The sequence below is a fragment of the Polycladomyces subterraneus genome, from assembly GCF_030433435.1.
Lineage (GTDB): Bacteria > Bacillota > Bacilli > Thermoactinomycetales > JIR-001 > Polycladomyces > Polycladomyces subterraneus.
Map to the genome: position 1 here is coordinate 26065 of NZ_JANRHH010000037.1, position 20617 is coordinate 46681.

At 53.5% G+C, this 20617-nt stretch carries 19 protein-coding genes; 8 read left to right on the forward strand and 11 right to left on the reverse strand.

What is annotated here, in order from left to right:
* Nucleotides 1-538: 538 nt before the first annotated feature.
* The 4 genes from NWF35_RS10215 to ptsP all read left to right on the forward strand — a co-directional run bounded on the left by NWF35_RS10215 (nt 539) and on the right by ptsP (nt 3522).
* The gene (locus tag NWF35_RS10215) at nt 539-874 is read left to right on the forward strand and encodes a PTS sugar transporter subunit IIB (protein WP_301238955.1); all 336 of its coding nucleotides are present in this window, start codon (nt 539-541) and stop codon (nt 872-874) included.
* A 66-nt stretch (nt 875-940) separates the two neighbouring features.
* The gene (locus NWF35_RS10220; RefSeq protein WP_301238956.1) at nt 941-1321 is read left to right on the forward strand and encodes a PTS lactose/cellobiose transporter subunit IIA; all 381 of its coding nucleotides are present in this window, start codon (nt 941-943) and stop codon (nt 1319-1321) included.
* Between the two features lie 6 nt (nt 1322-1327).
* A complete protein-coding gene (locus NWF35_RS10225) occupies nt 1328-1588 on the forward strand; it encodes an HPr family phosphocarrier protein (protein WP_301238957.1) in 261 nt (86 codons plus the stop codon).
* Nucleotides 1589-1812: 224 nt separating this feature from the next.
* Complete coding sequence (gene ptsP, locus NWF35_RS10230; protein WP_301238958.1) at nt 1813-3522, forward strand: phosphoenolpyruvate--protein phosphotransferase; 1710 nt, start codon at nt 1813-1815, stop codon at nt 3520-3522.
* A gap of 160 nt (nt 3523-3682) precedes the next feature.
* Here ptsP and speD read toward each other — a convergent pair whose 3' ends face one another.
* Nucleotides 3683-4084, reverse strand: coding sequence for an adenosylmethionine decarboxylase (gene speD / locus NWF35_RS10235; protein WP_301238959.1), 402 nt, complete (start codon nt 4082-4084; stop codon nt 3683-3685).
* 207 nt (nt 4085-4291) lie between these two features.
* The gene (gene fabI, locus NWF35_RS10240) at nt 4292-5065 is read right to left on the reverse strand and encodes an enoyl-ACP reductase FabI (protein WP_301238960.1); all 774 of its coding nucleotides are present in this window, start codon (nt 5063-5065) and stop codon (nt 4292-4294) included.
* A 307-nt stretch (nt 5066-5372) separates the two neighbouring features.
* Here fabI and NWF35_RS10245 point away from each other — a divergent pair, with 307 nt between their 5' ends.
* On the forward strand, nt 5373-7076 hold the full coding sequence (locus tag NWF35_RS10245) for a bifunctional metallophosphatase/5'-nucleotidase (RefSeq protein ID WP_301238961.1): 1704 nt from the start codon (nt 5373-5375) through the stop codon (nt 7074-7076).
* A 79-nt stretch (nt 7077-7155) separates the two neighbouring features.
* Here the strand turns inward: NWF35_RS10245 and NWF35_RS10250 are convergent, their stop codons facing one another.
* The gene (locus tag NWF35_RS10250) at nt 7156-7347 is read right to left on the reverse strand and encodes a hypothetical protein (RefSeq protein ID WP_301238962.1); all 192 of its coding nucleotides are present in this window, start codon (nt 7345-7347) and stop codon (nt 7156-7158) included.
* A gap of 100 nt (nt 7348-7447) precedes the next feature.
* On the opposite strand from NWF35_RS10250, the gene NWF35_RS10255 reads away from it, so the two are divergent.
* Nucleotides 7448-7804 (forward strand): DUF2512 family protein, encoded by a 357-nt coding sequence (locus NWF35_RS10255; protein WP_301238963.1) that lies wholly within the window; start codon nt 7448-7450, stop codon nt 7802-7804.
* 253 nt (nt 7805-8057) lie between these two features.
* On the opposite strand, the gene NWF35_RS10260 is transcribed toward NWF35_RS10255, so the two are convergent.
* Both NWF35_RS10260 and NWF35_RS10265 read right to left on the reverse strand, forming a co-directional pair.
* Nucleotides 8058-8444, reverse strand: coding sequence for a hypothetical protein (locus tag NWF35_RS10260; protein WP_301238964.1), 387 nt, complete (start codon nt 8442-8444; stop codon nt 8058-8060).
* Between the two features lie 12 nt (nt 8445-8456).
* The gene (locus NWF35_RS10265) at nt 8457-9374 is read right to left on the reverse strand and encodes a hypothetical protein (RefSeq protein WP_301239072.1); all 918 of its coding nucleotides are present in this window, start codon (nt 9372-9374) and stop codon (nt 8457-8459) included.
* A gap of 150 nt (nt 9375-9524) precedes the next feature.
* Here NWF35_RS10265 and NWF35_RS10270 point away from each other — a divergent pair, with 150 nt between their 5' ends.
* On the forward strand, nt 9525-9845 hold the full coding sequence (locus tag NWF35_RS10270) for a DUF1811 family protein (protein WP_301238965.1): 321 nt from the start codon (nt 9525-9527) through the stop codon (nt 9843-9845).
* Nucleotides 9846-9873: 28 nt separating this feature from the next.
* On the opposite strand, the gene NWF35_RS10275 is transcribed toward NWF35_RS10270, so the two are convergent.
* Nucleotides 9874-10104: a hypothetical protein gene (locus tag NWF35_RS10275; RefSeq protein ID WP_301238966.1), complete on the reverse strand. Its 231-nt coding sequence runs from the start codon at nt 10102-10104 to the stop codon at nt 9874-9876.
* A 214-nt stretch (nt 10105-10318) separates the two neighbouring features.
* Between NWF35_RS10275 and NWF35_RS10280 the strand changes: the two genes are divergently transcribed.
* Nucleotides 10319-10489 carry a hypothetical protein gene (locus NWF35_RS10280; RefSeq protein ID WP_301238967.1) on the forward strand — a complete coding sequence of 57 codons (171 nt, stop codon included), beginning with the start codon at nt 10319-10321 and terminating at the stop codon, nt 10487-10489.
* Nucleotides 10490-10575: 86 nt separating this feature from the next.
* Here NWF35_RS10280 and NWF35_RS10285 read toward each other — a convergent pair whose 3' ends face one another.
* The 5 genes from NWF35_RS10285 to metH all read right to left on the reverse strand — a co-directional run bounded on the left by NWF35_RS10285 (nt 10576) and on the right by metH (nt 20561).
* On the reverse strand, nt 10576-11526 hold the full coding sequence (locus NWF35_RS10285; protein ID WP_301238968.1) for a 4-hydroxy-3-methylbut-2-enyl diphosphate reductase: 951 nt from the start codon (nt 11524-11526) through the stop codon (nt 10576-10578).
* 1081 nt (nt 11527-12607) lie between these two features.
* Nucleotides 12608-13900, reverse strand: a complete 1293-nt coding sequence (locus NWF35_RS10290; RefSeq protein WP_301238969.1) for a BaiN/RdsA family NAD(P)/FAD-dependent oxidoreductase — start codon at nt 13898-13900, stop codon at nt 12608-12610.
* A 32-nt stretch (nt 13901-13932) separates the two neighbouring features.
* The gene (locus tag NWF35_RS10295) at nt 13933-14949 is read right to left on the reverse strand and encodes an ABC transporter substrate-binding protein (RefSeq protein ID WP_301238970.1); all 1017 of its coding nucleotides are present in this window, start codon (nt 14947-14949) and stop codon (nt 13933-13935) included.
* Between the two features lie 279 nt (nt 14950-15228).
* Nucleotides 15229-17100 (reverse strand): bifunctional homocysteine S-methyltransferase/methylenetetrahydrofolate reductase, encoded by a 1872-nt coding sequence (locus NWF35_RS10300; protein WP_301238971.1) that lies wholly within the window; start codon nt 17098-17100, stop codon nt 15229-15231.
* 14 nt (nt 17101-17114) lie between these two features.
* Nucleotides 17115-20561 carry a methionine synthase gene (gene metH, locus NWF35_RS10305; protein WP_301238972.1) on the reverse strand — a complete coding sequence of 1149 codons (3447 nt, stop codon included), beginning with the start codon at nt 20559-20561 and terminating at the stop codon, nt 17115-17117.
* Nucleotides 20562-20617 lie beyond the last annotated feature (56 nt).

The window sequence follows — 20617 nt, forward strand, 5'->3', positions numbered from 1 at the left end:
GTTATCTTGCGGTCCCCCCTATCCGATCGTATGGAGCGGGGAAAACGAGAAGGAAAAAGTACACACTCGAAACAAACAGGGCTTTGGTACTAGGGCATGTCTGGTGATTACTGTCCAATTGCCTCCCCCGCTTGCTCCACCTGAGCCCTGCAAGGAAGCAGATATCACCGCTTCAGACCCGGAGCGCAGGACGCGGGCAAAGTACGCTTCGCTTAATGCCCACGATTTCATTCCTGTGCTTTCCGGGTCTTCGCTTGGCCGGCTTGGCCAGTTGCTCGCCTGGGAAAACATTGTCTCTTTCCGGAACGACCAGACACATTCTAGTGTGCAACCGAAAATTGCACACTATTTCTTGTTTGCAAATTGGCGAGCTTCTATTGATAATTGGCATGAAACTTGCGTTAAAATAAGGGGTGATTCCCTCGTTTTTGTTCCCAAAACTGTAGACGGGTTCTATCCTATACATCAAGTGCTCCGGTGCAGGTATCGTTTGTCGGCGGTTGTCTCACACACCCATTCAATACGCGGAGGGATTTTAATGAAAGAACCGATCCGATTGCTGATCTTGTGCAGTTGGGGTGCTACCTCCAGCCGGTTGGCCAAGCAGGTGCAGGAAGCCGCCGACCGACGCGGGATCTCCTTGGTAGCGGATGCAGACGGCATCAGCGCCTTCAAACAAGGGCAAAAAAAATGTGATGTCGCCCTGCTGGAACCGCAAGTGCGCCACTTGAAAAAAGAGGTGTCCAAAGCGGCAAGTGAACGTGGCATCCCATGGGATCTGGTCGATCCGGTCGCTTTCGCCACCATGGACGGTGACCGGGTATTGGAACAGGTATTGCGGTTGATTCAACAGGATGAACGCTTACCTGAATGATAGAAGATCAGACTTCCTCATGCTATGCACCTGACCACGTCCCTCCGCCGTTCGGACTTGGTCACAATGGCGGATCCTGCCACCGAAGGAGTGAAAGCGTTGACCCTGGAGGAAATCATCTTTCATATCGTCCTTCACGGCGGCAATGCCCGCGGAGAAGCGTACGAAGCACTGGATGCAGCTGAAAACTTCGATTTCGTCACTGCGGAACACCACCTAAAAAAAGCGGATGAAGAGTTGGCCGCCGGTCACCGGTATCAAACGGAACTGGTACAAACCGACTCCGACAACACCCATGACACCGCCGCTCCGTTTCTCGTCATCCATGCACAGGACCACTTGATGACCGCCATGGCGGAATTAAACCTGATCAAGCGGTTGGTGAACAACTATCGAGTGATCGCGGACCTCAAAACGCGAGTAGAAAAATTAGAACAAGCGGAGTGATGGCACATGACGGAAAAAAAGCTGACCATTCAACATCCAAGCGGTTTGCACGCTCGTCCGGCTTCGTTGCTGGTGCAAGAAGCGAGCAAATTCGAAAGCAAAATCACCTTGGTTAAAGCCGGAAAAGAAGTAGATGCCAAAAGCTTGCTTGGCGTGATGTCCTTGGCAGTTAAACAAGGGGATGAAATCACGATTCGCGCCGAAGGAGCGGATGCCGAACAAGCTGTGTCCGCGCTGGTGGAGCGTCTGGAAAACTTGGGAGAATAACAAGTTGATGGAGGGGGATCACCTCCATTTCTAGGACGTGTCTGGCAAGTGGTGAATGGAGGGAACCCTTTCCCCGAGAGTGACTCCACCGCGTGGAGAACGACTCGGGGAAAGGGTTCCCGGATCGCCACATTGATCCATTGATTTATCAAAATCACGTTCTAAACTGCTAAACCGCCTTCATCTGAGCAAAAACGGGATTGTCGACGAAAAGAGGGATTGACATGCAAACCGACCAACTGTTGAAAGGCATCGGTGCGGCCCCCGGTTTGGCGATCGGTCGTGCCGTGTGGTGGCGTAAGGAACGGCCTGAGTTTACCGTTCAAACAGTCGAAAATCCGGAACATGAAGTGACGCGTTTGAAGCAAGCGGTCGAGCAGGCTCAAGAGCAAATCAGCCGTTTGCGGGAAACCGCAGCCGAACGGATGGGCGAAAGTGAAGCGGCCGTTTTTGACGCTCACTTGGCATTTCTGAGCGACCCTGCCTACACCGGAGAGATGGAACGGCGCATCCGCGACGAAGCGAAAAACGCCGAAGCGATTTGTGCCACCGTCACACAGGAAATGAGCGACATGTTGGCCGCTCTGCCTGACGAATACATGCAGGCTCGGGCAGATGACATCCGTGACGTAGGCGACCGTTTGCTGTTGATTCTCACAGGGCGTCAGCCGTTTGATCCGTCGCTGTTGGAACCCGGTTCCGTAGTCGTGGCTGAGGAGCTGACCCCCTCGGATACCGCGCAATTCCCGCAAGGAATCGCCGGCATGATCACCGCACGGGGGAGCAAAACGGCGCACGCCGCCATCATGGCCCGCACACTGGGAATTCCGGCCGTCTTGGGACTCGGAAAAGCGCTTGATCAGATCCAAGACGGCGACACTCTGATTCTGGACGGAACGACGGGTGAAGTAACCCGCAATCCTGCCCCGCAGGCCGAACAGGCGGCACGGGAGGAAATGCGCCGGCAACGGGAACGGCGTGAGCAGGCCTTGGCGGCGGCCAAAGAGGATGCCCGCACGGCCGACGGCAAACGGATTCAGGTGTTTGCCAACATCGGCAGCCTGAATGATATCGAGCTGGCCCTTCAAAGTGGGGCGGAAGGGGTTGGACTGTTCCGAACCGAGTTTCTCTATCTGGAGAACGATCATTGGCCGACGGAAGAAGAGCAATACGAAGCTTATCGTCGGGTCCTGGAAGCGTTCAATCCGAATCCGGTCATCATTCGTACCCTGGATATCGGAGGAGACAAGGATCTGCCGTATGCAGACCTGCCCAAGGAAGAAAACCCGTTCCTCGGTCATCGCGCGATTCGTTTCTGTTTCTCCCACCCGGAGATCTTCAAAACGCAGTTGCGCGCCCTGCTTCGTGCCAGCGTTCACGGAACGTTGTGGATCATGTTCCCAATGATTGAGAATGTCTCGGAAATCCGTCAAGCCAAAGAACTGCTGGCCGAATGCCGGGCAGAGCTGGTGAATGAAGGCGTCCAAGTCGCTGAAACGATTCCTGTCGGCATCATGATCGAAGTGCCGGCCGCAGCGGTAACAGCCGATTTGCTGGCACCAGAAGTTGACTTCATGAGCATCGGTACCAACGACCTGACCCAATACACGCTGGCCGCCGACCGTGGCAACGAACAAGTGGCCCATCTCTACGACGCTGCCCATCCTGCGGTGCTCCGTTTGGTTCGTCAAACCTGCCTTGCCGGGAAAAAAGCGGGTATCCCCGTGGGTATGTGCGGCGAACTGGCCGGTGACACGAACATGACGGAGATCCTCGTCGGACTGGGTCTGGACGAGCTGTCCATGAGTGCCGGTGCCATTCCGGAAGTCAAAGCACGGATCAGAAGCGTACAAACCGACGCAGCCGAAGCCAAGTCTGAACGGGCTCTCGCTCAATCCGATCCCGACGCTGTACGCCGGATCGCACAGGAATAATAAAGAAAAGCCCACCCGTATTTCAACGGGTGGGCTTTTTATTTCCCCTATCGATTCAGGTTTGTCAAATGCGGACTGCTATTCCTAGGATTACAAAGAGATGAGTGCATTTAAAAGACGCCCCATGTCAGGGGCGTTTATTTTCATCTGACAAATCGTTTTAAACCGTAACTTCTTTCTCAGTTAAAATAGGTTGAACGACCTCGATTGGGCCTTCGCCGCGCTTCAGCAATTTCGGGAACGCTTGCGTCGGCTTCAGGACTTCCAGCATGTGCTCGATCGCCAGCATCGGATCAACCGTGTGGCCACAGGTATAGCAGTCCAATGCTGCAAACCCTTTTTCAGGATAGGTGTGGATAGAAATGTGACTTTCTGACAGCAATACCAGAACCGTAGCACCCTGAGGCTTGAATTGTTTGGATTGAACGGACAAAACCGTCGCTCCACACTTCTTGGCCGCTTCCACCATTTGGCGTTCCAACCAGGAGGCGTCGTTGAGCAGATCAAAATCAACGCCCCACGCATCCATGGCCACATGTCTTCCGAAAGTGGAGTATTCCATACCTTTCGGCCCCCTTCCTAGGAAATATTTGGTCTTGAGCCAATATTCCGCTAGGATCTGCTCGTTCACCACGGGGGAAGGTTAGTCCTGTGAGGTCCCAACCCTTTAAGTGAATCCTGGATCCTACTAGCTCAATTTCACGAGTACAAACGTATCACATTTTGACGGGGAGTTCAATACCCCAAACGAGAGATTTTGACAAATACCTTACATTCCCATGATATTGAATCCGCCGTCCACATGGATTACCTCACCGGTAATGCCGCGGGACAAGTCACTGCACAAGAACAGGGCTGTATCCCCCACTTCTGCGGGGTCGGTCGTCCGACGCAACGGCGCGCGTTCTTCCACGACATGCAGTATGGAGTTGAAGTCCTTAACCCCTTTGGCCGCCAACGTGCGGATCGGTCCGGCCGAAATGGCGTTCACCCGGATTCCATCCGGTCCCAGCTCAGAGGCTAAATAGCGGACGCTCGCTTCCAACGCCGCTTTGGCCACGCCCATTACGTTGTAGTTGGGGAGGACACGCTCCGATCCCAGATACGTCATGGTAATGATGCTGCCACCGTTTTTCATCAGCGGTTTGGCTGCTTTGGCACAGGCGACCAGAGAGTACGCACTGATATCTTGCGCCAGGGCGTATCCGTCACGCGAAGTTTGGTAGAACGGAGCGCTCAGGTCTTCGCTCTTGGCAAAAGCGATACTATGGACTAAGCCGTCCAGGCTGCCCCATTCCTCTTCAATCTTATGAAAGGCTGATTGAATTTGTTCGTCCGATGTAACATCGCATTCGATCAACATCGAGCCCGGCATTTCAGCATCCACCAGTTCGCGCACTTTGCGTTCCAACCGTTCACCTTGGTATGTAAACGCCAATTCCGCTCCTTGATTGTGCAGGGATTTGGCGATCGCCCAAGCGATGCTCCGCTTGTTGGCCACGCCCATGATCAGCACCCGCTTACCTTCCATCAATTTGGCCATCTTTCATTCCCCTTCCATATAGGATCTATGCCTTCGATGCGGTCATACCATCTGGTTTAGTACCTGCTCCTAATTCCAACTAACAGCGTAACGGAAAACAGAGTGCCTGTCAATGTTTGTGAACGGGTTAGGCTGGTGCGAACAGTGATCAGCCACGCTCTAGTCGTAAGGATGCAGAAACATTAGCGAGACGACTTTCCACGGAAATGCATCATCAACAGCAAAGTGTTCTTTCCTTTTTGTCCCAAAATAGATAGACTGGAAATGAATCGTGGAGAAGCTTTCCATCCAGAAGGAGGAGAAAAGTGTGAATCTCAAACCCCCACGCTGGGTGGCGTCCATCATCCTCATCTTTTGTTTTGCCCTCATCCTCGCAGCTTATCCCGTCGCCCAAGCCACCCAAGACACCCCGCCCCGACGCATGCTGTTAACCATCATGTCCACCAGCGACCTACACGGATACATCATGCCACTGGATTACACCAAAAATGCACCGAAAGACCACGGTCTTGCCAAGATCGCCACCCTGGTCAAACAAGTCCGTCAGCGCAATCCGCATGCCCTGCTACTGGACAGTGGTGATACGATCCAGGGTTCGCCGATGGCGTACTACCACGCACGGGTGGATAACCGTCCGATCGATCCGATGATGCTGGTGATGAACCATCTGCGATATGATGCGATGGCCATCGGGAACCATGAATACAACTACGGTCCGCAGGTGTTTACAAAAGCGCGGGGTGAAGCGGATTTCCCCTGGTTGTCAGCCAACACCCTGTTGAAGGGTACCGATCAGGTCTACACCAAGCCGTACAAAATCATCAAAATGCCCAACGGTCTGCGCGTCGGTGTCCTGGGGCTGACCACGCAGTTTGTGCCGCGCTGGGAAGATCCCAAAAACATTCAGAATCTGGAATTTGTGGATGTGGTGCAGGCAGCGAAAAAATGGGTGCCGATTATGAAGAAAAAAGAGAAGGCGGACGTGATCTTCGTCTCCTATCACGGCGGTTTGGAACACAAAATCGGACCGAACGGCGAGATCATCCCTCTACCGGAAAGCGACGGGGAGAATCAGGTATATCAATTGGCCACACAAGTGCCGGGGATTGACGTCATTTTGGCCGGTCACATGCATGTTCCCATCGCCGATGTCCGCGTAAACAGTGTCCTGATCACCGAACCCAACAAATGGGGGTCCCACCTGTCGGTGGTCGATATGAAACTGATCCAATCTCACGGCAAATGGATTGTACAGGAGAAAAAAGCGCAACTTCTCGAAGCGTCCCGAGTCCAACCCGACCCGGGAGTGCTCAAACTGATCGAATCCTACGAGAAACAAACACAGGAGTTTCTGGACAAACCCGTCGGTAAGATCCAAGGTGACATGACCGTAAAGGACCCGATGTATACGCGCACGCACGATACGGCATTGATCCAGTTCATCAATCGGGTACAGATGGAGGCAAGTGGTGCCACAATCTCCTCCACTGCGCTGTTCAGCAACGATATTCGCGGGCTGCCGTCCGATGTGACCGTGCGCGATATATTAAGCACTTACATTTATCCCAACACGCTGAAAGTGATCAAAGTGACCGGTAAAGACATCAAAGACGCATTGGAACGATCGGCCACCTATTTTCAGCAAAACAACGGTTCGGACCCGATTGCGGTCAATCCAATCTTCGAGTATCCGAAACCGCAACACTATAATTACGACATGTGGGAAGGCATTCGCTACACCATCGACGTCTCCAAGCCGGAAGGACAACGGATCACCGAACTGACCGATATGAACGGTCAACCTTTGGACATGAACAAGGAATATGAAATCGTGCTGAACAACTACCGCGCCGGCGGAGGTGGCGGATACAACATGTTTGCCGGAAAACCGGTGGTACGAGAGGTCAATGTGGAGGTCTCCGAATTGATCACCAACTACATCCGTGAACACGGGACGGTGCAGGCGGAGACGGATGGAAACTGGAAAGTGGTCGGCGCCAAAATTGATTAGCGCTTATGTTTCCGGCTACTCCTCATAGCTCTGCATAAAAAACCGGCCGCATCGTTCAGCGGCCGGCTATTCATATTCCTCACACTTCATCCACATAATAATCATGACTGTGAATTTCACCCAAGGATGCCTCATATTGAGCCAAATCCTCCGCTTTGAGGCGATCCAGCAACTTTTTGTATTCATCAGCGCGTGCATAGGCAGGTTCTGTCTCCAGCACTTTTTCCAACGCCCGGATGATGATGGGGCGCTCCTTGTCAGTCAAATACACGGCGGATCCCTCCTTCTATCCCTTCATTGATAGGATTCCCCCGGTTTCATCCATTAACCCCGGACGGAGGGATTCAACCGTCGCCAATTGGAGGAAACAGATGAACGGATTACTCAAATTCATCATTTACGCCACCATTCTGGACTCGGCCCCTCATTTGCTGCCCGACGTACACTACCAGCATACGATGATTCCGTTCATTCTGGCATTGTTTTTTGCGGTCGTCGGACATTTTGCCGACCGATGGATTTTGCCCTGGTTGGGGAACGGTCCATCCACCGTGGCAGGAACCGTTTTTATGCTGAGCGTCATGGTCGTCGGATCGATCGAGTTGTCCTATTGGTGGATCTCATTGGGTTCTGCCGTCATCATCGGGATGGTAATGGGTGCGGTGGAATGGGTGATGCACCGTTACATCCTTCGGTATCGGCACGGCATAAAAAATGGAGGACAGTAGCAATGTGTCTGATCATAATGGTTTAGCGTCACTTTCCTGCTCGCTCCACCTGCGCCCTGCAAGGAAGCAGACATGACCGCTCCGAACCAGGGAGCGCAGGACGCAGGCAAAAATATGCTTCGCTCAAAGGAAAATTGCCGCGAACTCTCGCTCTTCTCCGGTTCTCCGCTCGGTTGTGAAAACATTGCCCCCTTACGTAATACCAGACACGCCATGGTCCAGAGTCTCTTGATGGCTTTCAGCCACAAATGCTTTACCAGCCTGCTTCCGGGTGTCGCTTCAGTTTTACATCCCGGAACAGCAGAAATTGCGACTGTTCCCCGATCTTGTCCAACGGCTGATCAGTCACCAAGATCGTAAACGGCTCATATGCCCGTCCGTCCTGGAGCAAAGTTCCCGCATGCTCGCGAGGGAACGCGATCGCCCGTTCTTCACCGTCGGACATCCGGATGCAGAAAATATACGCTTTGGATTGACGATCATACAACCAAACGTATTCGTATCCTCGGCTCGATACTTTCAATTGACCCTGCCATTCCGTAACGGACAAAATCAGTACATCCTCACCGTTCAGTTCGGTCCATGCCCCATCATCCGGCAAGACAGCCGAGCGTACTTGCGGTATGTATCGTCGTGCCATTCCGATTCCCCCTCATGATGTGGTGATACGTCTTTTTTCCACCAAACGCAACAAAAGAGGTACAATGCATGTCAAATCCCATTTCTGATGCGGTATCTCCCGCCACGTATGAGCATCGCCAATGATCCATGTGGGAACCGGGTTGTTCGTATGGGTGCTCACCCGAATATCCTCGCTGTTACCGTGATCGCTTACCAGTACGATGACATCATCCGCCTGCTTGCGGTCGACCAATGCACCGAGCCATCGATCGTAATGGTCAATGACCGTTTGCATCAAATTCTCGTCCTGTTTATGACCAGCAAAATCGGACAAAAAATACTCATGGATGACCAGATCGTATTGCCGCGCCACATCCAGCAGATGATCGACAGCGGTTTCCGGTTCAATCACGGGTACATCGGGAATTTTTCGGGCCAATGTCCACCGGGTCAAATCATGGTATACTCCTTTTCCGGCCAACAATTCGGATAACATACGCACCGGTTCGCGAGAACTCAACAGGGCGGCAGTGGATACGGACACCCATCCCCTGCGGGTGGCTGGACGTTGGAAATACTCTGGCGTGTAGCAATTGAGAAAGGTCGCACGCCATCCCCGTCGCTCCATCTGCAGATAAATATTGTCTGTCTGCACCCATTTTCGCAGACGTTGAAAAGGAAGACCGCTCTGATGGGCCCCCATCGCTTTCGGCGCATTGCGCCCGGTGAAGATAGTGGCCTGACCCGTTGCACTCTGCGGCAACCCGGGTACACCCAAAGAAGCATCTGTTTCCAGCAACACCATATCCGAACCGATCTGCCCAACGGCGCTCCTGACCAATGAACGACCGCCCAGTAACCGGTCGATATGCGGAGTCGGCCGAACATACCATGGATTGTGATCGGATTCCTCCCCCAAGCCAACCCCGTCGATAAATAACAGAATCACCGCCAACGTTGCTCACTCCCCAATATTTCGATTTCATTGTATCACAGTAGAAGCGGAACGTGACGGCAATCTAACCGGTCAGCGGACAACGAAAAAGGAAGTATGATATCATTTCATCAACGGACCTGATTGGACAAGGAGACTGCCGATATGAAACTGTTCAGTCAAATGAGCGAAGAAGAGCTTCGTTTGGAAATAGACCGCTTACAGATGGAAGAAACGCGCGCCCGCCGTTTCGGTATGACGAGTGAAGCCGAAGTACTGCGTCAACGCCGGGCACTGGCCCGCTCCTATCTAACGGACGCTTCGCGCATCCAATCCGGTGTCGTGTACGAGGTGGAGGATCACCCCGACCGTTTCCACGTCGAAAAAATCAACGGCGTCATGGCATGGGGCAAATGGGAAGGCGGACGAGAAACCGTCGCGATTCCGATCAGTCTCATCCGCCTTCCGGAAGAAGATAACCGCTGAACGGGACAAATCAATGATTCAGCATACCCTATTTACTGTTGACCGGACAAGAATCACAAGGTTGCGTGATCAATTTGCGAAACAAAATTCCACCCACAACCAATCCGATCCCCACGGAAACGCCTTCCCTCAGCCCGGTCGGTAATAACGAGAGGTTAAGAAGCCCGATCTCCAACAGGCTTCCAGCCTCCAAACCGATCACCCAAACAAGCACTTTGGCGCTGACCGTTACAGAGTGCTCGCAACTGCTGCATCTCATCGTTTCAGCTCCTTCACCACAGGGTCTACCGTTGGCCCCTCGGAGCGGAGGGGCGATCCGTCATGCAATGGATATCGAGGGAAAATGATTACTTTTCCATGATAACGGTTCTCGACTCTGACGTGAAGGGTCTTCATGGCTTCGACACCCGCTCTCCTCAATATGATTATGTTGCAAGTTTTTTGAACATAATAGGAATCAGGAGGTGTCAGCCATGTATTACGTCATCCGGGATTCTGAAAAATATCCGCCTTCCATCCTCAAAGAAGATGATTATTTCCAATGGTACAATCCAATGAAAAAAGATCATCGGGTGGAATTTCGCGGAAGCATGAACGAATGTTACGATTACATCCTGACCCGGTATCCCGACACGCGTATGTAATCGCTTGAAAATATGTGGTTTTCTTGGGTTGAATTATCAGAAAGTTTCGCACGAAAATCAACCGGGGATTACCCCGGTTGATTGTTTTATTGCACTTTTTTCTCCCGTACGGGGGGCAACAGCTTTTTCATATTGACCGTTCGTTTCGGTTTCCAAGTAGATGGATCGTTTTCGTCGAACTGCTCCAGATACTGAATCACTTCGCGCGTAATTGGTGTGGGTGTCGAAGCCCCCGCCGTCACTCCCACCAACTTTTTGCCAAACAACCACTCCGGTTGAATTTCCGTCACATCACTGACGCGAACCGCATCGACACCGGCAATTTCCTTCGCCACCTGTGCCAAACGGTTGGAATTGTTGCTACGGGGGTCTCCGACCACGATCACCAGATCCGTTCCTTTGGCTTGTTCGGCTACCGCTTCCTGCCGCTCCTGGGTAGCCAGGCAAATCTCGTTGTGGATCTCTGCAGTCGGATATTTCTCCCGCACTTTGTTCATCAGATGCGCAGTGTCCCACTGGCTCATGGTGGTTTGGTTGGTCACCAGCACCTTGTCCGTTTTGAGATCCAACTTTTCTATGTCCTCTTCCGTTTCTACCAGATGCACGTGACCCTTGGCCACCCCCATCGCGCCCTCCGGTTCAGGATGACCGCTTTTGCCGATATAAACCACTTCGTAGCCTTCCGCTACTTTTTCCTTGATCAATTCATGGGTGCGAGTCACATCCGGACAAGTGGCGTCCACAATCGTGAGGCCTTTTTCTCGTGCCCGTCGCCGCACCTCCGGAGATACACCATGAGCGGTGAAAATGACAGTTCCTTTGTCCACTTTCTCCAAAAGTTCCAACCGATTGGCCCCGTCCAGTGTAATGATGCCTTCCTCTTCAAACGCCTTCACCACATGACGGTTGTGCACGATCATGCCCAAGATGTAAATCGGCCGCGGCAAGTCCAGGTTTTTTGCCGCCTGCCGTGCCAACACCATGGCATCTACCACACCGTAACAATACCCTCGTGGGGTGATTTTTCTCACTTCCATAACACCCATTCCCTCCTGCCCTGTATATTCAGTCAGGGCCGCCTCTATTATATCCTTTTTCGGCAGTGGAACCAAGCGACCATGATCCGCTGAACAGGGCATGTTTGGCCGCAAAGTTGGGCGTGTACACCCGGTACGTCCGTAGCTAGACATTCATACGATACACTGTGATGCGTACCCAAAAAGGATGCAAGGAGTGAAGTCGAATGGGTGAACCACCAAAATATCCACTGCCACCGTCCCCACCGCCGTTACCGCCGAAAGAATCCCACAAATACCCCAAACCCTACAAACCTCATAAACCCAAATGGCCTTGTCCGCCCCTCGATCCTATACCGTACGATCCCTACCATCAGATGCCTTACGATCAGATGCCTTACGATCCCTACCATCATATGCCCATGATGGACCCGATGATGATGCGATATTGGTACCGCCACATGAGAATGTGCCACAAGATGGAGAAGAAATTCATGAGGCGCTGGATGAGACATTGCGGCGGATATTATCGCTGGGACAGTTCCTCCCACAAATGGGGCAGTTCTTCTCGCAAATGGGGCAGTTCTTCCCGCAAATGGAGCAGCTCGTCCCACAAATGGGGGTAGCTCCACCTGAGATTTCATCTTGATGATTCAACCCCACAACAGCCATCTTTATTCCTCCCCGATGTAGGGAGGTTTTTTATTTGCAAAGAAAAAGCCGCATCCGCCTTTACACCCAAAAACTTTCAGCCAGGGCGCAAGGCGAAGATCCGGCTTTGGAATTGGCGCAGTCCGTCTGATCGTTACTTGCTGTTTTTACCGCGTTCGCGTATATACAGGGCCGTCAACACCATAATGATGATAATCAAAAATGTGATAATGGCCGTCGTCGCAACTTCTTGCTTCAACACTGGAATCCCTCCTCAACGCCTCCGACTGCCCGGTCGGTCGTTCCCGCGAATCACGAGGTTGCGATGATTCCACGAACTGATTCGCCTTTATTTTACCGTCCGTACGGTGTTTTTGAACACCCTATTTTGTGAAAGATTGGCGTATCTTTGACGGACTCCGCTACAGTGCCTGAAAAAGCTTCTTCTCCCTCAAAGAGTATTTCGTTCCTCACAAAGAGTTGCGAGGACCTGTTCAGCAGCGCTCTTGCCGGCCACATATCCGGTGCAGGAAGCGGCGGTAATGTTGTAACCACCCGTATAGCCGTGAATGTCCAGGATTTCGCCACAAAAATACAAACCACGCATTTTTTTGGACTGCATGGTTTTGGGGTCGATCTCCTTCACATGAACACCCCCACCGGTCACAAACGCTTTTTCCAGCGGCAATGTCCCATCAATCATCATGGTCAAGTGTTTGGCCTCCCGGCAAAGTCGCTGTAGTAGCTCACGGGAGAGATGTGATACGGTCAGATCTTCGGGAAGATGAGCCCGCTCCATCAAAACCGGAATCAGCCTTTCAGGCAGAAACGCTCGCAATGCATTTCGCACTGTTTTCTTGGGATGTTGTTGCCTTACTTCCCACCATCGTTGTTCCAGTTGCCCCTGTGAATGATCAGGAAAGAGGTCGATGACCAGTGGTGTCGAAGATGCACCCGACTTTTTCAAGGCTTTGATGACAAACTGACTGCATCTCAATGCTGCCGGACCGGAGAGGCCGAAATGGGTAAAGATCATGTCCCCGCGATGTTGGACCAGCTTTTTGCCCCGGGGATTGTAGACGGTGAGAACGACATCGCGCAAGGAAAGGCCTTGCAACACTTTGTTCTGAATCAAGGGCTCGGACGACGTCAGCGGCACCTCGGTCGGGAACAGTTCGGTGATGGTATGTCCCGCTTCTTCCGCCCAAGCGTAGCCGTCCCCGGTGGAACCGGTCTGGGGAACCGCTTTTCCTCCCACCGCCACGACGACGGCTGGCGCCTCCCACACCTCGCCGTTTCGACATAGCACTCCCTTGACTTTCCCGTTTTCATACAAAACACGCTGAACCGGCATATTGAGGCGAATATCGGTCCCTACCGCTTCCACCTTTTTCACCAGTGCCCGCACCACCGATTTGGCACTGTCTGATACGGGAAACATGCGCCCATTTTCCTCTTCCTTCAACGGGACCCCCATTTCTTCAAAAAAGCGGACCAAATCCCGATTGTTAAAAATGGAAAACACGCTGTAGAGAAAGCGGCCGTTTCCCGGGATGTGCCGGATCAGTTCATCGATTTCCTTGATATTTGTGACATTACACCGACCGCCTCCCGATATGGCCAGCTTTCTTCCCAGTTTTTCGCCCTTCTCCAGCAGCAGCACTTTGGCGCCGTGCATACCGGCAGACGCGCTTGCCATCAACCCGGCCGGGCCGCCGCCGATCACGATAACATCGTACCTCATCCTCAAGCTCCTTCGCCTGATCTACATGACGTTTATTCCACTTTTGAAGGTTCGGACTTAGCCGGTTGCATATGATGAGCCGGTTCTGGATTTTTCCAGCTCAAACCCTTGGTTAATTGTCCGTATAACTCGTTCATCAGTTTTTCGTCGGACAGTGGTCCATTTCGCTTCAACGCCCATTCCGCCGTCAATTCCACCACCCGTCCGGCTTTGACTGCCGGAAGTTGCCGTAGGACCGGGTCCTTTTTGATTTGACCCGGTGGATCCGAAGGTTTGCGCAATACGATCAGCGTATCTGCAGGAAGACCCGCCAATTTGCCGCCATCCAGATCCACATACGGTTGTTTTTGCTTAGAAAAGGAAACCCCCAATCCTACATCGTCCAACAAAACGGCTAAATCCGACATTTTCGTGTACGCCCGCACGCGATGGGGACCAGTTACTTCCACCGGCAACACTTTCATCCCCTGGTACCGGGACGACAATGCGCGGACACGATCAGCCGTTTGCTGACTTCTCTTCAGCAATGCCTGTGCTTGTCCCGTTTTTTGAAACACCACGCCCAGGAGATTGGCCACTTTCTGCCAATGATCTGCTCCCGTCCCCCGAACCACTAATGTCGGCGCCATAGAAGAAAATTGAGGATACCATTGCTTTTGACCAACATCGGCGATGATCAGATCGGGTTTCAATTTGAGGATGGCGTTCAAATCTGGTTGCTGTTTGGTACCGACCCACTTGAAGTTGGTTTGGATACTCCCTTTCAAATAGCTTGGAATACCCGTTTGTTTTTCATTCTCCTTGGCCACGCCGATCGGATGAATCCTCATGGCCGACGTGACTTCCAACAGATAAGGATCAGTCAGCACCACCCGTTTAGGCGGTGATTTCACCGTTGTCTCACCCAGCTCGTGATGCACCGTCACCGGCGATTGCGAAGCAGATGCCGCCATTGGTGACATACAGCCGGTAAGGAGCAAACAAAGACACAAGCTCCAGATTATCCATGACCGCCCAACCGTCAGTTTCACGGAACGGTGATAGAACATGGACCCACTCCTTACGGATAATATGGGAATTGTCGAAACACGTTTCAATATAGCCTAAGCCGATCAATCCGGCAAGGAAAAGAAAGGTGAACAAATCAATTCCCCATGGGGAAAAATGGAAAAACCACTCCTACAGGACAGTTCTTCTCACACCACCTAGTTTACGTCTGACAGTCCGAATAAACAAATCCCGGCCTCCTTAGCGTACAGGTTGCCGGGATTTTTATATTTTGATGCGCTGATCCCGATTAAGAGAATTCAAACGGATGATTGACGACATTATCCCCGCCCGCTGGCGCCCTGTACCAATGCGTTCGGCTTTGCCTGGAGAACGTAGCGAGTCAACTCCTCCGTCATTTGCCAATACGCAAACGGTGTGATCAGATAAATACCTCGAAAGTGCGCCATTGCCACATCCAGCAGCTCCTTGGCGATCGTGACGCCCATTTTCCTTCCCTCTTCCCCTTTCAGGTCTTTCATCCGCTCCAACACGTCCGCCGGTATTTTAATCCCTGGTACCTCATTGTGCAAAAAGAGTGCATTGCGGTAACCGGTCAACGGCATAATACCGATAAACACCGGGATGTCCAAATGGGCAGTCGCTTCAGCGATCTGGCGGATTCCATCGGCATCGTAAACGGGCTGAGTCATGATGAAATCGGCTCCGGCCTCCACTTTTTTCTCCAGTCGTCGAACAGCCGCGTCCAAATGGCGCACGTGCGGGTTGAATGCGGCACCGACCACGAATTGTGCCCGTTGCTTCAGCGGTTTGCCAGAGAAGGAAATGCCTTCGTTGAGCTGTTTGAGCATACGGATCAGTTCAAATGAGGTGACGTCGTAGATAGAACTGGCCCCAGGCAAATCGCCGATTCGAGTCGGGTCCCCCGTGATGACCAGCACTTGGTCGATACCCAGCGCGTGCAGTCCCATCACGTGGGATTGTTGCCCAATCAGATTGCGGTCTCGGCAAGTGATGTGGACCAATGGATCAATGCCCAATTGTGATTTGACGATCGCCCCCAGCGCCATGTTGCTCATCCGCGTGGTGGCCAACGAATTGTCCGCCATGGTGATCGCCGCCGCTCCCGCCGTATGCAGGCGAGCAGCTCCTTCCAGGAACGAGGAAGTTTCCAGATCCTTGGGCGGGTCCAGCTCCACGATGACGGTGTATTCCCGCTTGACCCGCTCGACGATCGTCGGTTTGGTGCGTTGGCGCAAATGGATCGGCACGCGGCGGGCGGATGCCTCGGCCTTGTTTTTCGGGTTCACCCGCGGCAGAGGGGGCAAATCCCGGAGCGATTCGGCCATTGCCCGAATGTGCGCCGGCGTAGTACCACAACAACCGCCGATGATGCGCACCCCCTGCTCACGCAATCGCAATGCGGACTCACCGAAATAGGCGGGCGATGTCTGGTATTCGTAATTCCCGTCAACCAATCCCAGCCGTCCCGCGTTGGGGAAAACGGAAATCCACAAGTCAGAAGGAATTACCGTCTGTTCCAACGCGCGTAACAATTCTGTCGGCCCCAATCGGCAATTGAACCCGACACCATCCACCCCGCTTTTGGCCAAATGGGAGAATGCCTCATCCAACGTATAGGCATCCCGTGTCCGTGCCACTTCCAACAAAGCCAACTGCGCGATGATCGGCCGGTCCGTCAGCGGACGGATCACCTCCACAGCCAAGAGCAGTTCTTCCAAATCAAGAAACGTCTCCAGCACGATCCCGTCCACCCCGGCGTGCAACAGTGCCGTGGCCTGTTCCTCATACATGTCGCGGTACGCTTCAGTGTCGAAATGCGGCACTCTCCCGGCCAAAATCGACCCGATCGACCCGACGACAAGCGCATCGTCACCCACAGCGGAACGGGCCACCGCCACCGCCTCACGGTTGATCCGTGTCACTTTCCCCGCCAGTCCGTAGCGCTCCAATCGCTCCCGGTTGGCACCGTACGTATTGGTTTCGATCAGGCGCGCACCCGCCTCATAATAGGCTCGATGGACCGAACGGATCACATCTGGTTGCGTCAGCGACAGCTCCTCATAACAAATTCCCACCGGTATGCCCTGTTGGTACAGGTACGTGGCCATCGCCCCGTCCCCGACGAGCAAACCGTTTTGCAAACACTGGCGCAAATCTCGTCCTGACACCTTTCTCCCCCCCCTTATTCTGCATTAAAATATCGTGCTTCCGGATGGGCGAACACCATTGCAGACACCGATGCCTCCGGCTCCATCATCCACCCGTCCGTCAAGTGAACACCGATGGCCTCCGGTTCCATCAAAGCAAACAACTTTTCCTGATCCTCCAGCCGGGGACACGCTGGATACCCGAAAGAGACGCGAATCCCCTGATAACGAGCGCCGAAGCGTTCCTTAATCGTCATTTCCGGCGGATCGGGGAATCCCCACACATCACGCATCACCTGATGCAAACGCTCTGCAAACGCCTCCGCTAATTCCAAAGCCGTTGCCTGTAGGAGGTGGGAACGGAAATAGTCGCCCCGTTGCTTCCACTCCTCGGCCAGCTCACGGACACCCGTGCCCGCCGTCACGACCAGAAACCCGACCACATCCATCACGCCGGACTCTTTCGGCCGCAGGAAATCGGCCAGACACAGGTAGGGCGGCTTCTTCTGGCGGGGGAAATCAAACCGTTGCAACACACGATTCATATCATTTGGGTCATATACGAGCACTGCATCTCCATCCGCCTGTGCAGGGAAAAACCGATACATTCCGTGCGCCTGCAATATCCCGTTTTCCCGCGCCTCCGCCAGCAGGCGGTCCACCTCTTCTTTCAACTTCAACGCTTTTTCGTCTCCGTTTTCCAACAGTTGCTCCACGTTGCCTTTAAGCCCCAGGTGTTTGCCCAAGAGCATCTGTTCGTTTATGTACGGCCGCAGATGGGACAGCGGGTAGTTTCGCAAAATGTGCCGGTCAAAATCGGGCGGGGTAAATACTGGTGCTTCACGGGAAACATCAGATCGACGCGGCGCCTCCGTCACCGTTTCTTCGTTTGGTCGAACCGTGACCGTGGTCGCCGCCGTCATCTGCTCCTGCCACTGTCGCTCCAACTGTCTCCGTTTGTCGGGGTCGGTCAGCCGGTTGGCCAATTCCAATCCGTCCATCGCATCTTTGGCGTACAGGACCAGCCCATTGTATTCGGGGCGGATACGAGTTTCCGTGAATTTTCGGGTCAAAGCAGCCCCGCCCACCAACAACGGAACGTTGATCCCCGCCGCTTTCAGATCCTGAGCGGTGACGACCATCTGTTGAGCCGATTTGACCAACAGCCCGGACAGACCGATGGCGTCGGGCTGTTCCTCACGACAGGCGGCAATCAGTTGCTCCGGCGGCACCTTGATCCCCAGGTTGACCACTTCAAATCCGTTGTTGGACAGGATGATTTCCACCAGGTTTTTCCCGATGTCGTGCACATCCCCCTTGACCGTAGCCAACAGGATCTTTCCTTTGATATTGGACTCCGTTTTCTCCATATACGGCTCCAGAAACGCGACAGCTGCCTTCATCACTTCGGCACTTTGCAGCACTTCGGCCACGATCAGTTGGTTGTCGTTGAACAACCGTCCCACTTCGTCCATCCCAGCCATCAGCGGACCGTTGATGATCTCCAGCGGGCTATACTTTTCCAGCGCCAGCTTGAGATCATCGATCAATCCGTCCTTGGTTCCCTCCACGATATATTGCGCCAGCCGCTCTTCCAACGGCAACGATTCTCCCGATGACTTCGTCTCCGTTTTTTTGGCGCGGTAAAACTGAACAAACTCGGCCAACACTGCTTCGTAGTTTTCATGATTGGTCTCAAACAGCAACCGCTCCGCCAAGCGGACTTCTTCCTGCGGGATGGACGCATAACGCTCCAGTTTTTCGGTATTGACGATGGCGTAGTCCAATCCCGCCTTGGTACAGTGATACAAAAAGACGGCGTTCAGCACTTCCCGTCCCGCCGGCGGCAAGCCGAACGATACGTTGGAGATGCCCAGGATCGTCTGGCAACGCGGCAAACGTTCCTTGATGAGACGAATGCCCTCCACAGTTTCCTTTGCCGATCCGATGTACGCTTCATCGCCTGTCCCGACAGGGAAAACCAGTGGGTCGAAAATGATGTCCTCTTCCGGAATGCCGTACTTTTCCGTCAACAAGCGATAGGAGCGTTCGGCCACCTCCCATTTGCGCTCGCGGTCAACGGCCATGCCCCGTTCATCGATCGTCCCCACCACAACCGCCGCACCATAGCGGTGAATCAGAGGCACCACCCGTTCAAACCGCTCTTCCCCGTCTTCCAAGTTGATCGAGTTGAGAATGGCTTTGCCCTGCGAAAACTTTAACGCCGCCTCCATCACTTCGGGCGATGTGGAGTCGATCATCAGCGGCGCTTTGATCACCTTGACAGCGTAGGTCAAAAACCGCCGCATATCCTCCAGTTCGTCCCGGTCAGGATCTGCCAGACACACGTCGATCACCTGGGCACCGTTTTTCACTTGTTTGCGGGCAATTTCCGCAGCGGCTTCATACTCTCCTTCCTGGATCAAGGTACGGAATTTGCGCGACCCGATCACGTTGGTCCGCTCACCGACGAGAATCGGTCGATTGTCCGCCTCCACATAAACGGTCTCGATTCCGGATACCGCCGGGATACGCCGTTCCGGTACGGGGCGGGGGCGTTTGTCCTTGAGTGCTTCCGCCAGCGCACAGATGTGATCCGGTGTCGTACCGCAACATCCGCCCGCCATATTGAGCCAGCCTGCATCAGCAAAGGCAGCCAGTTTGGCGGCCAGTCCCTGCGGCGTCTCGTGATACCGTCCCTCCTCATCGGGCAAACCGGCGTTGGGATAACAGCTCACCCCACAATCGGCCATAGAAGCCAGCGTCCGCAAGTGGTCACGCATAAATTCCGGCCCGGTCGCGCAGTTCAACCCCACAGACAATGGACGGAGATGGGAGATGGACACGTAGAAGGCCTCCACATTTTGCCCGGCCAACATCGTACCCATCGGTTCGATCGTGCCGGAAATCAGGATGGGAACTTCGGTTCCCAACTCCGCAAATGCCCGCCGGATCCCAATTCCGCCGGCTTTCACATTCAGCGTGTCCTGGGATGTCTCCAGCAGCAACGCATCCACGCCGCCCAACAACAGCGCACGTGCCTGTTCGTAATACGCGTCCACCAGCTGGTCGAACGTGATACCGCCCGTCACCGAGAGTGTCTTGGTTGTCGGTCCCATCGCCCCGGCCACATACCGGGGAGAACCGTCCCGCGTCCATTTGTCCACGGCTTTGCGGGCACAGGCCACAGCTGCACGGTTGATCTCTTCCACGCGACTTTCCAGTCCGTACTCGGCCAATACCACCGACGTGGCACCGAACGTGTTGGTCTCCACGATGTCCGCTCCTGCTTCCAGATAGGCTTCATGAATGGATTGGATCAGGTCGGGTCGCGTCAGGTTGAGCATTTCGTTACATCCCTCATACGCTTCGCCACCAAAATCCTCCGCCGTCAAACGGGCATTTTGCAGCATCGTTCCCATCGCGCCGTCCAGAATCAGGATTTTTTCTTTCATCCGTTCCGACAACGGTTGAATACCCATGTCCATCATCCTCTTTCCTTCCATCAAATAAAAAACCTTTCATCTCTGATCGGATG